At 60.7% G+C, this 13,663-nt stretch carries 14 protein-coding genes and 1 pseudogene; 8 read left to right on the top strand and 7 right to left on the bottom strand.

Going from position 1 to position 13,663, the window contains the following annotated elements:
* Positions 1–15: 15 nt before the first annotated feature.
* Positions 16–903, bottom strand: coding sequence for a transporter (locus M1B34_RS25415; RefSeq protein WP_268262353.1), 888 nt, complete (start codon positions 901–903; stop codon positions 16–18).
* 148 nt (positions 904–1,051) lie between these two features.
* On the bottom strand, positions 1,052–2,029 hold the full coding sequence (locus tag M1B34_RS25410; protein WP_123334075.1) for a helix-turn-helix transcriptional regulator: 978 nt from the start codon (positions 2,027–2,029) through the stop codon (positions 1,052–1,054).
* A gap of 412 nt (positions 2,030–2,441) precedes the next feature.
* Here M1B34_RS25410 and M1B34_RS25405 point away from each other — a divergent pair, with 412 nt between their 5' ends.
* Together M1B34_RS25405 and M1B34_RS25400 are read left to right on the top strand one after the other, a co-directional pair.
* Positions 2,442–3,056 carry a biliverdin-producing heme oxygenase gene (locus M1B34_RS25405; protein WP_268266561.1) on the top strand — a complete coding sequence of 205 codons (615 nt, stop codon included), beginning with the start codon at positions 2,442–2,444 and terminating at the stop codon, positions 3,054–3,056.
* Complete coding sequence (locus M1B34_RS25400; protein ID WP_268266560.1) at positions 3,053–5,293, top strand: ATP-binding protein; 2,241 nt, start codon at positions 3,053–3,055, stop codon at positions 5,291–5,293. The genes M1B34_RS25405 and M1B34_RS25400 overlap by 4 nt, the downstream gene beginning before the upstream one ends.
* 27 nt (positions 5,294–5,320) lie before the next feature.
* Here M1B34_RS25400 and pdxR read toward each other — a convergent pair whose 3' ends face one another.
* Positions 5,321–6,733: a MocR-like pyridoxine biosynthesis transcription factor PdxR gene (pdxR, locus tag M1B34_RS25395; RefSeq protein WP_268266559.1), complete on the bottom strand. Its 1,413-nt coding sequence runs from the start codon at positions 6,731–6,733 to the stop codon at positions 5,321–5,323.
* A gap of 86 nt (positions 6,734–6,819) precedes the next feature.
* On the opposite strand from pdxR, the gene M1B34_RS25390 reads away from it, so the two are divergent.
* The 5 genes and pseudogenes from M1B34_RS25390 to M1B34_RS25370 all read left to right on the top strand — a co-directional run bounded on the left by M1B34_RS25390 (position 6,820) and on the right by M1B34_RS25370 (position 10,494).
* On the top strand, positions 6,820–7,266 hold the full coding sequence (locus M1B34_RS25390; protein ID WP_268266558.1) for a GNAT family N-acetyltransferase: 447 nt from the start codon (positions 6,820–6,822) through the stop codon (positions 7,264–7,266).
* Positions 7,263–7,882, top strand: a pseudogene (locus tag M1B34_RS25385) (FMN-dependent NADH-azoreductase). The gene M1B34_RS25390 and the pseudogene M1B34_RS25385 overlap by 4 nt, the downstream one beginning before the upstream one ends.
* 27 nt (positions 7,883–7,909) lie before the next feature.
* Positions 7,910–8,341: a carboxymuconolactone decarboxylase family protein gene (locus tag M1B34_RS25380; RefSeq protein WP_123334061.1), complete on the top strand. Its 432-nt coding sequence runs from the start codon at positions 7,910–7,912 to the stop codon at positions 8,339–8,341.
* Positions 8,342–8,698: 357 nt separating this feature from the next.
* The gene (locus tag M1B34_RS25375) at positions 8,699–9,124 is read left to right on the top strand and encodes a VOC family protein (RefSeq protein WP_268262360.1); all 426 of its coding nucleotides are present in this window, start codon (positions 8,699–8,701) and stop codon (positions 9,122–9,124) included.
* A gap of 110 nt (positions 9,125–9,234) precedes the next feature.
* Entirely contained in the window at positions 9,235–10,494 is a 1,260-nt protein-coding gene (locus M1B34_RS25370; protein ID WP_268266557.1) for a cation:dicarboxylate symporter family transporter, read from the top strand.
* 108 nt (positions 10,495–10,602) lie between these two features.
* Here the strand turns inward: M1B34_RS25370 and M1B34_RS25365 are convergent, their stop codons facing one another.
* Positions 10,603–11,478 (bottom strand): LysR family transcriptional regulator, encoded by an 876-nt coding sequence (locus M1B34_RS25365; protein ID WP_268266556.1) that lies wholly within the window; start codon positions 11,476–11,478, stop codon positions 10,603–10,605.
* A 165-nt stretch (positions 11,479–11,643) separates the two neighbouring features.
* On the opposite strand from M1B34_RS25365, the gene M1B34_RS25360 reads away from it, so the two are divergent.
* A complete protein-coding gene (locus M1B34_RS25360; RefSeq protein ID WP_268266608.1) occupies positions 11,644–12,231 on the top strand; it encodes a TetR/AcrR family transcriptional regulator in 588 nt (195 codons plus the stop codon).
* A 42-nt stretch (positions 12,232–12,273) separates the two neighbouring features.
* Here M1B34_RS25360 and M1B34_RS25355 read toward each other — a convergent pair whose 3' ends face one another.
* From M1B34_RS25355 to M1B34_RS25345, 3 genes are read right to left on the bottom strand one after another with little or no spacing between them, the layout of a single operon-like run.
* A complete protein-coding gene (locus M1B34_RS25355) occupies positions 12,274–12,723 on the bottom strand; it encodes an SRPBCC family protein (RefSeq protein WP_268266555.1) in 450 nt (149 codons plus the stop codon).
* Positions 12,724–12,780: 57 nt separating this feature from the next.
* A complete protein-coding gene (locus tag M1B34_RS25350; protein ID WP_268266554.1) occupies positions 12,781–13,422 on the bottom strand; it encodes a Rossmann-fold NAD(P)-binding domain-containing protein in 642 nt (213 codons plus the stop codon).
* A gap of 26 nt (positions 13,423–13,448) precedes the next feature.
* On the bottom strand, positions 13,449–13,628 hold the full coding sequence (locus tag M1B34_RS25345; protein WP_268266553.1) for a Rossmann-fold NAD(P)-binding domain-containing protein: 180 nt from the start codon (positions 13,626–13,628) through the stop codon (positions 13,449–13,451).
* Between the last annotated feature and the right edge of the window lie 35 nt (positions 13,629–13,663).

Raw genomic sequence — 13,663 nt, 5'->3', positions numbered from 1 at the left:
TCCGGGAAAGTCGATTCAGAACACGTGAACCAGGCGCAGCAAGGCGTCGGTGCCGTGGTAGCCGTTATCGGTGGCGAGGTTTTGCGAGAGGCTGAACATCACTTGGTTCTGTTTATCCAGCCAATGCCCGACCTCGAAGCCGGCCTGGGTGTAGCGCTTGTGGGTGTCGTCGATGCGTTGGTCGTTGATCCGCAGTTCGCCGCCATCGGCGTGGATCAGGCGCAGGGCGCCGTAGGTTGCGGGGGTGAAGTCATAGGAGGCGAAGGCTTGCAGGCGATAGAGCGGGTCCTGTTTCAATTCGCTGCCGAAGTAGTCGTCGTTTTTGCCGTAGAGCTGGGCTTCGAGGTTGGCTTCCAGCACCCACTTTTCGCCGACCCCCTGGGTGTAGTTGTAAACGAAGGTGGTGCCCCAGCGATTGGCCCCGGGGGACACGTCGGGGCGGGTGGCGTGGTACTCGCCGACCGGCAGGGTGACCAGGGTCAGCAGCCCGCTGTAGGTGCGTGTGGCCGGATCATTGATGAAAAACACGGTGCCGCCGACTTGCGGGTCGCCGAAGCCACGCTCTGCGGTGTGCTGGCTGGAACCGGGCAAGCGGGCATCGATATCAGCGAATGGCACGATGAATTGCGGGGTGCACAGGGTGCCGCACAGGTCGGTGAAAAACACTTGGCGATAGGCCACGGCGTTGACCTTCAGCTCGGCCTTGCCGTTGCTGTCGGCCGGGCCGTGGAAGTCATCGGCGCGGGTGGCCGGAAGGTACAGCACGCCCAGGGAGGTGCCCGAAGGGGCGCCGAAAAAGTCCCGGGCGTTGAGGTCGGCGGCGCTGGCCGGCAGGCTCAATAGTCCGTTGCTGAAGGCCAGTCCGGTGGTGAAAGCCAGTGTTCGGGTGAAGGTGTTGTTCATGGGCGTAGCGCCTCTCGTTGAGTGGTGGTGTGGCGAACGGTTCGCCGGTGCTGGGCAGTCAAAAAAGTGCAGTGGCAAAAAAAAGGCAAAGGGCGCCTAAGGCCGTCAAAACGACAGCGCAAAAATCAGCGTGGGTCAGCGGTGGGGGTCAGTCGGGGGTGCTATGCAGCAGGTGGGCGATGCGGGCTTTGTCCTTGACCCCCAGCTTGCTGTAGATGGCGCGGATGTGATGGCGCACGGTGTTGGGCGACATACCCAGGTCCCGGGCGACTTCCTTGTAGGTCTTGCCTTCGCCAAAGCCTTGGGCGACGTCGTTTTCCCGGGGGCTCAGTTGCACGAACACGTTGCGGCTGCGGGCGGCCAGCAGGAACAGGTCACCCACCGCCGACGCCTCGATCTGCAAGTGCTTGCCCTCATATCCGCGGGCGTCCATGGCCACGGGCAAGAACGGCCCCGTCCAGTCCGGCCACTCGCTGAGCAGCAAGTCGACAAAACCTCGTTCCGCGCAGTGCAGGGCGCCGCGTGGGTCACTCACCGCCAGGGCCAGGTGGCGTGAGGCGGTGATGGTTTCGCGCTTGGCCACCAGGGTCCGAATATGATTGGCCGACACCGCTGCCACCAGGTGCAGCATGGCGTTGTTCACGATCAGGCAGTCGTGGGGGGTAAAGCCTGGGGCGCCGGGCTGGCGATACAGGGTGAGGTGATCGCTGAGGTGGGTTCGCGGGTCGACGTACACCACGCAGAGCAGTTCGCCAATGCCGTAGGTCTGGCCAAGCCAGGTCAGGCCGGGACCGTTGGCCGGGTCGCCCATGTCCACAATGACGGCTTGCCCGGGCTGCTCGTAGACCCGGTCGATGGTCACGTCGGTGTGGCGAATCGATTGCCAGTCCGCCAGGTAGCTCGGGGGCAGGTTGTACAGGTAGGAACTGTGTTCTACCGGCAACCCGTCAATCATCGCCGCGCGCCCCCACCAGGCACTGTCGAAGGGCAGCAACTGAGCGATGCAGCTCAGGGCGGGCTGGTGAAAGTGCTCGATATCCTTGTTCTGCGCCAGGCGCTGAAGCTCCAGAGTCATCGTGCTGAACGCCCCAAGAAGGCTGGCGAGACGGTGTTCTTGACGGCTCATTGGTGAGTACCTCTGTGCGACTGTTTTTATTGGTTTCGTCACGGGGTCAGTAAGGACCGGAACGTCGTGCAGACGTGGGCAGGGCCTGGCTCGAAGTATCGGAGGATTGCGGCGCGATCACTATCCTACAGATGCATGATGGCAGGGTTTTTCTTCATCAAAGGTGCTCGCAGGCTGGGTTTGCGGCCTTGCAGCGGCGGTACCTGCTCGGGCTGCCGATGTTCAGCCCCCGCGAAACGCCTCGGAAAATAGATGAATTTTTCCGGCCTCGGTGACTCGAAATCACTGACTGGGGCTGTTGTATCCATTTGGCGGATCGGTTGTACGGATTCCGCTAATCTTGTGTACTCTTTCCGGCTGCTTTTCTTTGACCCATGGCCGTGATGAGGCCCGACCGCTAGAGCTTACTTACATGCAATCAGATGCCCGTAGCGTCGTTGTGCCCTTGCTGCTTCAGAACCTGAGGTCAGGTACAGCCTCGTTGCACACCGCCCTGGAGAAACGCCTGCCGTTTTTCTCGCCTGCCTTGAATACCCCCCATTACCTGCGCTTGATTCAAGCCTATTACGGTTTTTATCTGCCCCTGGAACAACGCCTGCTGGAAAGCGGTGTGGTTTTCCAGGACTTTGACTTGGCCGAGCGCCTCAAGACCGCCACCTTGCACCGCGACCTCAAGGCCCTGGGGCTGACGGAGCAAGCCATCGCTGATTTGCCGTTGTGCGAGTCGCTGCCCGCTACCCCGTCCGCTGCGGCGTGCCTCGGGGTGCTGTACGTGCTGGAAGGCGCGACGCTGGGCGGGCAGATCCTGCGCCGTGAAATCGCCACCCGGCTCGAACTGGACGCCAGCACCGGGGCCGCGTTCCTGGATATCTACGGCGCCGCCACCGGCCAGCGTTGGCGCGAATTTACCCAGGCCCTGGGCACTTCATCCCTGACTGAGGGTGAGCGGCAAACTGCCGTCAGCGCGGCCCAGGATACGTTTGCCTGTTTTGAACACTGGCTTGATCGCTCAGAGGTGCTGTTATGAATCCGCTTGAAAAGAAAGCCTTTGAGGAGCTGTTGGCCAACTGTGCCAACGAGCCCATTCGCACGCCTGGCGCCATTCAACCCCACGGGGTCCTGTTGACCCTGTCCGAGCCCGAGATGCACGTGGTGCAGGTCAGTGCCAACGTCCAATCCCTGCTCGGCAAGGCCGTGGACGATGTGCTGGGTGCGCCGCTGGCCCTGTTGCTCGGTGAGGATTACGCGCAGCAGGTGCAGTTGGCTGCGCAGCAGCACCATCCGCTGGATGCGCCGGAGCTGTATTTCACCCTCAATGGCGGCGTCTTTGAGGGCTTTGTGCACCGGCATCAAGGGGTGCTGGTGTTGGAGCTGGAAGTCCAGGCCAAACCGATCGAGTCTCTAGGGGCTGATGGTCGTCTCAACAACCTCGGTCGCATGCTCCAGCGCTTGCATGCGGCGAAAAGCCTTGAGGCCTTGTATGACGTCAGCGTCAAGGAAATCCAGGCGATCACTGGGTACGACCGGGTCCTGATTTATCGCTTCGAGGAGGAAGGCCACGGCCAGGTGATCGCCGAAGCCTCGTCGCCGTCCATGGAGGTGTTCCAGGGGCTGTTTTTCCCCGCGTCTGACATCCCCGAGCAGGCCCGGGAGCTGTATCGCACCAACTGGTTGCGGATCATCCCGGACGCGGATTACCAGCCGGTACCGCTGGTGCCGAAGCTGCGCCCTGACACCGGCCAGCCGCTGGACTTGAGCTTTGCCAGCCTGCGCAGCGTCTCGCCCATTCACTGCCAGTACATGAAAAACATGGGGGTGCTGTCGTCCATGAGCATTTCCCTGCTCAAGGATGACAAGCTGTGGGGGCTGATCAGCTGTGGCCATCGTCAGCCATTGCATGTGCCCCATGAATTGCGCAGTGCCTGCCAGACCATTGGCCAGGTGCTGTCCCTGCAGATCAGTGCCATGGAAGCGCTGGAAGTCAGCCGGCAGCGGGAAGAAAAGGTCGACACCCTGGCGCTGCTCAATCAAGCAATGATCGACTCGCCGGAAAACGTCTTCGATGGCCTGGCCCAGCAACCGGCCTCGCTGATGGCCCTGACCCACGCCGGTGGCGTGGCAATCATTGAAGACAAACAACTGCACCGCTATGGCAACTGTCCGGAGCCGGAGGAGATCCGCGCGCTGCACAAGTGGCTGCAATCCTCTTCTCAAAAAGTGTTTTCCAGCCATCAACTGTCGCTGGTCTATCCGCCTGCCGAAGCCTTCACCCGGGTCGCCAGTGGTGTGCTGGCGATGAGTTTGCCCAAGCCGGTGGATAACGGCGTGATCTGGTTCCGCCCAGAGGTGAAAGAGAGCATCAACTGGAGCGGCGACCCGAGCAAACCCCTCAATATGGAAGACTCGGAATCGGGGTTGCGCCTGCGGCCGCGCACGTCCTTCGAGATCTGGAAGGTGGAGATGGCGGGTATTTCCACCCAGTGGACACCCGGCGACCTGTTTGCCGCCAATGACCTGCGGCGTTCGGCCCTGGAAAGTGACCTGGCGCGACAGGTGCTGCGTGAGCAGCGTGCGGTGCAGGCGCGTGATGAACTGGTGGCGGTGGTATCCCACGACCTGCGCAACCCGATGACGGTGATTTCAATGCTCTGCGGCATGATGCAGAAGGCCTTCAGCTCCGATGGCCCTCACACCTCTCGGCGCATCTCCACGGCCATCGACACCATGCAACAGGCGGCGGGCCGTATGAACACGCTGCTGGAAGATTTGCTGGACACCTCGAAGATCGACGCCGGGCGCTACACCATCACCGCGCAGCAGCTGGAGGTTGCGGAGATGTTTGAAGAGGCCAACGCGCTGCTCTCGCCCCTGGCGCTGGATAAAGACATCGAGATTTCCTTTCATTCCGAGCCGGCGCTGACGATTCACGCCGACCCCGAGCGGCTGTTCCAGGTGCTGTCCAACCTGGTGGGCAATGCCATCAAGTTCACCCCCCGTCGCGGCAAGATCGGCGTGGTGGCCATGGCGGCTGGCGATGACATTGTGTTCAGCGTGCGTGATACCGGGGAGGGGATTGCCAAGGACCAGTTGCCCCATGTGTTTGATCGCTACTGGACCTTGAAGGAAGGCAACCCCACGGGCACCGGGCTCGGGCTTTACATCACCCAAGGCATTGTCGAAGCCCACGGCGGGCGCATCGTGGCCGAGAGTGAAGAGGGCTGCGGCACGGAATTCCGCTTCACGGTGCCGAAAAACCGGACGTAATGGGGGGCCGTTATTCGTGCCCCGCCTTTACGCGGGGCCCGGGATGATGTCAGCCAATCGCCGTGCCACGCTCGCCGCTTGTTCGGCACTGGCGATGTTGGTGAAGCCCATGACCAGACCCTGCCTGGGCTCGGCTTCCAGGTACCACTGCGACAGCGGTTCCATGGCGATGCCCAGGCCCCGGGCGCGCTGGGCGACCTGGACATCGTCAGCCTCGCGAAGGCCCGCCACCAGGTGCATGCCGCCCGCCTGGGGGTTGATCAACAGGCGTTCCCCCAGGTGTTGCAGCAGCGCCTCCACCAGCCATTGCCGGCGGCGTGCGTAGAGGTTGCGCATCTTGTTCAAATGCCGGGCGAAATGGCCCTCGCTGAGGAATACGTTGACGGTCGCCTGCAGCAGCGTCGGGCAGTGGTTATGCAGGCGATCCGCCTGTTGGGCGAAGGCTTCGCTCTGTTCCGCCGGCACCACCAGGTAGGCCAGGCGCAATCCGGGAAACAGCACCTTGCTGAAGGTCCCGGTGTAGAGCACACGGCCTTGTTGGTCGAGGCTCTTGAGGGCGGGCAGGGGCTTGCCCTGGTAGCGGTATTCGCTGTCGTAATCGTCCTCGATGATCCAACTGCCCTGGCGGTTGGCCCACTCCAGCAACGCCAGCCGACGCGGCAATGACAGCGACACCCCCAGGGGGCTCTGGTGGGTCGGCGTGACCACCGCAAAGCGCGCATCGACCGCCCGGGCGATGCCTTGGGCGACGTCCAGCCCATGGTCATCCACCGGGACCGGCACCAACTGGACCCCGGCCTCTAGAAGTGCACTCCTGGCCATGAAATAGCCGGGCTCTTCCAGCCAGCAACGATCGCCGCGCTGCATCAGGGTGTGGCTGATCAGGTCCAGGCAGGCGCGATAGCCGGCGCAGACGAAAACCTGCTCCGGGCGGCAGGTGATCCCCCGTGAAATCCCCAGGTAAGTCGCAATGGCCGAGCGCAACGGCGCATAACCTCTTGGGTCCGGGTAGACCAGCCCTTCGACGCCGGCCTGGCGTAACTGTCGGCCGGCCAAGCGGGTCCACAGCTTGCGCGGAAAGGCATCCAGCGCCGGCAGGCCCATCTGCAGGGCCAGGGGCAAGGTCCCGGAATGAGTGGCGGGGGAGGCTGGCTGTGCCATTGGCGCCTGCAGTGGCGGCGCAGCCACCGGTGGCAACAACGGCGTGACAAAGGTCCCGGCGGCCCCGCGAGTGATCAGGTAACCCTCGCCAATCAGCAGTTGGTAGGCCGCTTCCACCGTGCCGCGCGCCAGGTTCAGCTCGGCGGCCAGGGCGCGAACGGCCGGCACCCGATCGCCCGAGCGCAGGCGGCCGTCGGCAATCGAGGCACAAAATCGCTGATACAACTGACGGTAGATCGGTGCTGACTGGCTGCGGTCGAATTCGAAGGGAAACATCATGGCCTAGTCGTTTATGCATTTTTCGGCCCTGTAGCATAAGGCATAGGCACCTTAAGGTGAGCGAACTCTCTCAGCGGACCACGCCCATGACCGACACACTTCAACACCTTGAGGGCCCGCAAGCCTTTGCGGCCAGTTTCGAGCTGATGCGCGTGTTGCGCCCCCATGTCACTGACCGGGCCGCTTATGTTGCCCAACTGCAGCGCCAGGCTGAACAGGGCTACCGCTTGCTGGCGGCCTGGAGCGGTGAGCGGATAGCCGGCCTGGCCGGTTATCGCGGGCTGGAAAACCTGCTCTACGGTCGTTTTATCTACGTCGATGACCTGGTGGTCAGCCCCGATCTCCAACGCGGCGGTCTGGGCGGTCGGCTGTTGACTGCGGTTCGCCAGGAGGCGCTGCAGCGTGGCTGCGATCACCTGGTGCTGGACACCGGGCTGCATATGCCCTTGGCCCAACGCTTCTATTTTCGCCAAGGGCTGCTGGCCCGGGGCATGCACTTCACCCAAAACCTTCGCGCCGGGAGTCTGGCATGAATAACCTGCTATTGATCAACGCCAGCCCCCATGGGCAGGTTTCCCATGCCAACCAGTTGGCACTGGCGTTAGTGGCCTCACTGCGCCAGCGCTATCCGCGACTGGAGCTGGTGGAACGTGACCTGGGGGCCCAGCCCCCGCCGGCACTGGGCAGCGACTACGCTCGGGCCCTGACCACGGCCACGCCGTTCGACGCACCGGTATTCGACGTTTCCGAAGCACTGATCAGCGAACTGGAGCGCGCCGACGTCCTGTTGATTGCCACCCCGATGCACAACTTCACGTTGCCCGCCGCGCTCAAGCTCTGGATCGACTACGTGCTGCGCATTCACCGCACCTTCAGCTCCGGTCCCGAGGGCAAGACAGGCCTGCTGCGGGACGCCCGGTGTATGTGCTGGTCGGTTCCGGCGGCTTTCATCAGGGCGAGTCGGCACGCCAGCCGGATTTTCTGACGTCCTACCTGCGGCATGTGCTGAACACCCTAGGGCTGTTCGACCTGCACTTTTCCTACCTCCAGGGCTTGGTGTTCGGTGAAGAGGCCGTCGCGGCCACGCTCGAATCGGCCCGCACGCGACTGGCACTGGAGCCGCTGTTCAGCCCCCTTGTTCGCGCCTGATCCCTTTTTCTACACAGGAGTTTCACCATGAGCCAACTCAGACTGCCGTTTCCTTCCCTGTCGCCTGCGGCCTACCAGGGCCTGCTGGCCTGCAACACCGCCCTGGCGTCGAGCCCGCTCGGCTTGCCGCTGTTGGAGCTGGTGTACCTGCGCATCTCGCAGATCAACGGCTGCGCCTTCTGCCTGGGCAAGCACTCCGCGACCCTGCGTGAATGTGACGTGGCGCAAGAGAAGCTGGATTGCCTCGCCGGCTGGCGCATCAGCGAGCTGTTCAACGACCGCGAGCGCGCCGCCCTGGCCTGGGCCGAGACCCTGACCCACGTCAGCGAAAAGGGTGCACCCGATGAGCTGTACGAGCCGTTGCGAGCCCACTTCAGCGACGCCGAGATTTCCGACCTGACCTTGGCCGCCGCCTTGATGAATGCCTTTAACCGCCTTGCGGTAGGGATGAAACTCTAAGGTTCGTGACCAACCTCGCTGAGCCACACTGCTAATAGAAAGCCCTCCGCGACGAGGGCTTTTTTTTGCTTTGCCCGGGCACTTTTCGGCGGTTTTATCGATATGAACCAACAGCCGTCCCTTTTGACCCGAATTGTGACACCGGGCTTCAGGCGCTGCGTAGACGCCTTGACGGAGGATTTCTTGCCGGGGATTCGGCGCTGAAAAATACAAAAATAATTTGTGCTTGTGAAAAATATATATTGATTTTTTTAAAGTGGTTACAGCTTTAGCATAAATCCAACTTGAAAAAAGCCGTCGGACAGCCAGTGTGCTGTGCGACTTCATAAGCCAATAAAAACTGTAATCGGAGTCCTGATGAGTCTTTCTCCTTTCCACCTGGCAATTCCTGTTTATGACCTGGCCGCTGCACGTAACTTTTACGGTGAAGTGTTCGGTCTTTCCGAGGGGCGTTCCAGTCATCAGTGGGTCGACTTTGATTTTTATGGTCACCAATTGGTTATTCACGAACACCCAAAGACGGCGTCCCAAGAGAGTGTGCACAGCAACCCGGTTGATGGCCACGATGTACCGGTGCCGCACTTCGGCATCATTTTGCAGTGGGCACAATGGGAAGCCCTGGCCGAGCGTTTGAAGTCCTTTGGTACTGAGTTTGTGATCGAACCCTACATTCGATTCAAAGGGCAGGTGGGTGAACAAGCCACCATGTTCCTGTTCGACCCCTGTGGTAATGCGCTTGAGTTCAAGGCATTCAAGGATATGAGTCAGCTCTTCGCAAAATAATAAAAACCTGGCGCAAGCCCATTGCGCCAGGAATCCCTAAATGAGCTGGAAGCTCATGAATCTAGCTACTGCCCTCTAGCAGTCCTTTCATTCCAAAAAAAAGGCTAGACATGAAACGTATCCCATTGGTTTGGCAAATTGTTGCCGGGCTGTTGCTTGGCGTGCTCGTTGGTTGGTACTTCAATACTCATCCGCAACATCAGGTTTGGGTCAGTACCGAAATTCTTAAACCCCTTGGCGACATCTTTATCAAGATGATGAAGATGGTGGTAGTGCCCATTGTTTTTTGCTGCATGATCCTCGGTATTGCCGGTGGCGGTGATAACAAGTCCTTTGGTCGCATGGGGGCGAAGTCGCTGGCTTACTTCTTTGCGATTACCAGTTTGGCGATTGTCCTAGGTCTGTGTTTTGCTAATTTCTTTGAACCTGGCCAAGGCACTGAAATTGCCGGCATCTCCCACAGCACATCAACGGTCAACATGGAGCCTTCGAAAGGCGCCCTGATTATCTTGCAGAACATTGTTCCCGATAACGTGATTGTGGCGATGTCGGAAGGCAAGTTGCTGTCGGTGCTGTTCTTTGCCGTGCTTCTGGGAATGGCGTTGAACACATTGCCCAAACAGAAAAGCGCACCGGTCATAGCGGTGGTCCAGGGCTTGTCGGATGCGATGTTCAAAGTGGTCTCGTTTGTCATGGCTTATGCGCCAATCGGCGTGTTCGGCATGATCGGCGCGACGGTGGCCACGTTTGGCTTCGCCTCGTTGTTGCCGCTGCTCAAGTTGATTGGCGTGGTGTACCTCGCGTTGATCAGCTTTGCCTTGGTGTTCCTGGGGGGGATTTGCTATCTGATTGGCGAAAACATCTTCAGGTTGATCAAGTACTTCCGCGATGAGCTGATTCTGGCGTTCTCCAGTGCGGCGTCGGCGGCGGTCATGCCGCAGTTGATGAAGAAGTTGGAGAACTACGGTGTTCCTCAACGGATCGTCAGCTTCGTGGTCCCGGTGGGGTACGCCTTCAACCTGGACGGTGCTTCCATTTTTCTCGGTGTGGCGACGATATTTATCGCTCAGTTGTATGGCATCGATCTGTCGTTGACTCAGCAGATACTGCTGGTGGTGACGATGGTGTTGACCTCTAAAGGCGCTGCTGGCGTTCCGGGCTTTGCCATCATCATTCTGTCGGCCACCCTGGCCTCTGCCGGGCTGCCGTTGGAAGGGGTCGCATTGATCGCAGGCATCTTCAGAATCATCGATAGCGGAACCACCACCTTGAATGTCTTGGGCAACGCCATTGCCCCCTTGGTCATCGCCAAGTGGGAGAAGGCCAGCCTCGAACCTTCATCCGTCGAGGCAATGGAACACAAGGCTTAACCCTCCCCTGAAAAAGAGTCTTCGGCGTGCCCCATGCCGAGGGCTCTTTTGCTTTTCGCGGTGCCGCTAATAACGACGCGTTCCCCTCGATGAGCGCCCAGCGCTGTTCTACTGCTTTTTCTGCACCTGCTCGGTCATCAACTGGGCCAGCACCTTCACCGGTTCCGTCAGGCTTCTGCGTGCGCGATGCACCAGGCCGATATCGCGGTGGAAGGTCCGTTGCTTCAAGTCCAGCACGCGTACTTCAGGAGGCCATCCCTGATGCGTGGCGGTTTCAGGGACCAATGCCACGCCGACGCCATTGGCGACCAGCTTGATGATTGCGTCCAGCTCATCGAGTTCGCAGACCTCGCGCAACGACACGTGGGTTTGGCGCAGGAAGCGATCCACCTGCCGGCCACCGAAAGACGAGCGGTCGTAGCGGATGAAGGGCTGGCTGGAAACCAGTTCCGACCAGTCATCCCCCGGCATATCGACCGGCACAATGAGTCGGTAGGGCTCACGCGCCAAGGTTGTCCAACGCAGGTCGCTTTGCAGTGAAAACGGCGGGCGAATAATTGCCGCCATGTCGATCTCGCCGGCATCCACCTGGTTGACCAACTCCATGGAGAGCCCAGGGATCACGCGGCTGCGGCATTCCGGGCACTGCTGCTGAAAGTGCGCGAGGGCGTCGGGCAGGAAGGAGCGCTGCACAGAGGCAATGGCGCCAATGGTGACCAGGACACTGGCGGGCAGCCCCACGGTGGTAGTGCCGAGATTGCTGAACTGACGGACCAGCTCCTGCCCCTGCAGCAGAACCTGATGGCCCATTCGGTTCAGGTGGGCGGAACGTCCTTTGCGATCGAACAGTTCGACCCCAAGCTCCGCCTCAAGGCGCTGCATTTGGGCACTGACGGCGGCCTGGGTCAGGCCAATCTTGCTGCCGGCAGCCGCAAAGGTGCCTTCTCTCGCCACGGCGATGAATGTTTTCAGTTCTTTAATCATTGGCAAATATTAATTGTGTTCTGGGCATGGATATATTTATTTTTTTTGTAATGGGCTGGGATATGACGCCGGTCGGGCCGGGCTCCGAGACACGCCGTGTGTGCGAGGGCTGCTTGAGGGAGCAGCCAGACGATGGATCGATTTTTTGCTAGCATGCCGCGCACTATGAAAAGACCCCTCAACGACATGCGCCAGCACATCATCGATGTTGCCCGGTCGCTCATGACCCACAAGGGCTACACGGCTGTCGGGCTGACCGAAATCCTGTCTGCCGCAGGCGTGCCCAAGGGCTCCTTCTATCACTACTTCCGCTCCAAGGACGAGTTTGGCCAAGCGCTGCTGGACGAGTATTTCCAGGACTACATCGCGCGGGTCGATTCGCTGCTGGTCGGCGAGGGGGCGGGTGCGGAGCGGCTGCTGAGCTACCTGCGTTACTGGGCCGACACCCAGGCGTTTGATCACACTGACCAGAAATGCCTGGTGGTCAAGCTAGGGGCCGAAGTGTGTGATCTGTCCGAGAACATGCGTGCCGTGCTCGAAAAAGGCACCGCCCTGATCGTCCAGCGGATCACCCGTTGTGTCGAGCAGGGGAAGGTGGACGGGTCTATCGCGGCAACCGCCGATGCAGCCACCCTGGCCGCGGCGCTTTACCAGATGTGGTTAGGTGCCTCCCTGCTGGTCAAACTCAGCAGAACCCCGCAGCCCTTTGACGTCGCGACGCAAATGAGTCGCCGTCTTCTGTCACAGCCTTGAGTCCAACGCCCCGGTCACACCTCTGTGTCCGGGGCGATGGGCTTACGCCGCCAGGTTGTCGTTGAGGTAGCGTTGAAGGCTTTGGTGGCCGCCCTCGATCAGCGATTGAATACCGGCAGCCTGCTCGCCCTGAGGGTCGGGGTGGCGGGTATCGAAACGTGCCGACCACTGGATGAGCGTCTGGTTTTTCCCTGTCAGTGGAATCAACTTCACGCGGGCCACGTAGTTGTCCACGGGCAGCGGTGCTTCTTCAAAGCGGTAGGAGAACAGCAGATTGGTTTCATCAACGGCCAGCAGTTTTTCACGCAGAATCGCACCGTCTTGCAAGGTCAATCGCCGAATGCAGCCGACCAGGCCGTCTGGCTGGCCATCTTCAATGAAGCTTTCGGGGATCGCGGGGTGCCATTGGCTGATCTGGCCGAATTGCTTCAGAACATTCCAGACACGAGCGGCGTCGGCCTCAATGAGGGCGCAGTACTCAACGTTTGCCATGGTTTAAAACCTCAATCTTGGGTGATGTTCAGGTGTATGCAGGGGAGGGCGAGGCGTTTACGAGGCGCTCTGGACCAGGCGCTCGGACGTCACCACCCGAGTGCCGGGGGCTTGAGCAATGGCGGCCTCCAGCAAGGCGCGGGCGATGACCAAGGGCGGATTCAGGCGCCACCGTCGAGGTAGCAAGGGGCCGGCCCACTTCAGGCAGGCCACCAGCACGCGCTCGCCAGGCCGGACTTCTTCACGCCGGCCACCGATGACGCCGGGCCGGACATAGGTCAGGGAGTCAAAACCCACCTGCGCCAGTTCCCGCTCCAGCTCGCCTTTGACCCGGTTGTAAAAGAACCGCGATTGGGCGTCGGCGCCGATGGCTGAATTGAGCACATAGGTCGGCGTACCACGGCGGCGTGCCAGTTGGGCGACGGCCAGCGGGTAGTCATGATCGACTTGCCTGAACGCCGGCCTGGAGCCCGCAGCTTTCAAGGTCGTACCCAGGGTGCAGATCAGCGCATCGACGTGCCACCAGGGGGCCTGATGATCCAGGCGCTGGAAGTCCGTGATGGGCGCGATGAGTTTCGGATGGTGCGCCAATGCCCGGCGTGTCGGGGCGTACACAACGCTGACCCGTGGGTCCGCCAGCGCCAGCTCCAGAACATGGCGCCCAACCCATCCACTGGCACCGATCAACAGCAATTTCACGGTTCGCTCCTTGTTCGTTTTGATGTTCAATCGCGAGCCAATCGCTGAATTGCCTCACCAACCGGAGTGTCGCCCTGGGCCTCAAGCTCCTGGGCCTGTGACGAATGGCGGTACAGCGAGCGAGGCTGGTGACCGCGGGCCACCCGTTGTGGAGCAAGGCGCCGGGCGATTTTGCCCGCACCGCCGAGGATAAAAACGTTGTTCATGAAATCTCCTGGCCGAGCGACGCTGTAACACCGGC

The organism is Pseudomonas morbosilactucae, from assembly GCF_023241715.1.
Classification (GTDB): Bacteria; Pseudomonadota; Gammaproteobacteria; order Pseudomonadales; family Pseudomonadaceae; genus Aquipseudomonas; species Aquipseudomonas morbosilactucae.
The sequence above is the reverse complement of the archived record's forward strand: the minus strand, read 5'-3'. Positions and strand labels throughout refer to the sequence as shown.

What these genes read in the sequence shown, in the direction of transcription:
- M1B34_RS25415 (WP_268262353.1), bottom strand. Translation starts at nt 903, where the DNA reads ATGAACAACACCTTCACCCGAACACTGGCTTTCACCACCGGACTGGCC.
- M1B34_RS25410 (WP_123334075.1), bottom strand. Translation starts at nt 2,029, where the DNA reads ATGAGCCGTCAAGAACACCGTCTCGCCAGCCTTCTTGGGGCGTTCAGC.
- M1B34_RS25405 (WP_268266561.1), top strand. Translation starts at nt 2,442, where the DNA reads ATGCAATCAGATGCCCGTAGCGTCGTTGTGCCCTTGCTGCTTCAGAAC.
- M1B34_RS25400 (WP_268266560.1), top strand. Translation starts at nt 3,053, where the DNA reads ATGAATCCGCTTGAAAAGAAAGCCTTTGAGGAGCTGTTGGCCAACTGT.
- pdxR (WP_268266559.1), bottom strand. Translation starts at nt 6,733, where the DNA reads ATGATGTTTCCCTTCGAATTCGACCGCAGCCAGTCAGCACCGATCTAC.
- M1B34_RS25390 (WP_268266558.1), top strand. Translation starts at nt 6,820, where the DNA reads ATGACCGACACACTTCAACACCTTGAGGGCCCGCAAGCCTTTGCGGCC.
- M1B34_RS25380 (WP_123334061.1), top strand. Translation starts at nt 7,910, where the DNA reads ATGAGCCAACTCAGACTGCCGTTTCCTTCCCTGTCGCCTGCGGCCTAC.
- M1B34_RS25375 (WP_268262360.1), top strand. Translation starts at nt 8,699, where the DNA reads ATGAGTCTTTCTCCTTTCCACCTGGCAATTCCTGTTTATGACCTGGCC.
- M1B34_RS25370 (WP_268266557.1), top strand. Translation starts at nt 9,235, where the DNA reads ATGAAACGTATCCCATTGGTTTGGCAAATTGTTGCCGGGCTGTTGCTT.
- M1B34_RS25365 (WP_268266556.1), bottom strand. Translation starts at nt 11,478, where the DNA reads ATGATTAAAGAACTGAAAACATTCATCGCCGTGGCGAGAGAAGGCACC.
- M1B34_RS25360 (WP_268266608.1), top strand. Translation starts at nt 11,644, where the DNA reads ATGAAAAGACCCCTCAACGACATGCGCCAGCACATCATCGATGTTGCC.
- M1B34_RS25355 (WP_268266555.1), bottom strand. Translation starts at nt 12,723, where the DNA reads ATGGCAAACGTTGAGTACTGCGCCCTCATTGAGGCCGACGCCGCTCGT.
- M1B34_RS25345 (WP_268266553.1), bottom strand. Translation starts at nt 13,628, where the DNA reads ATGAACAACGTTTTTATCCTCGGCGGTGCGGGCAAAATCGCCCGGCGC.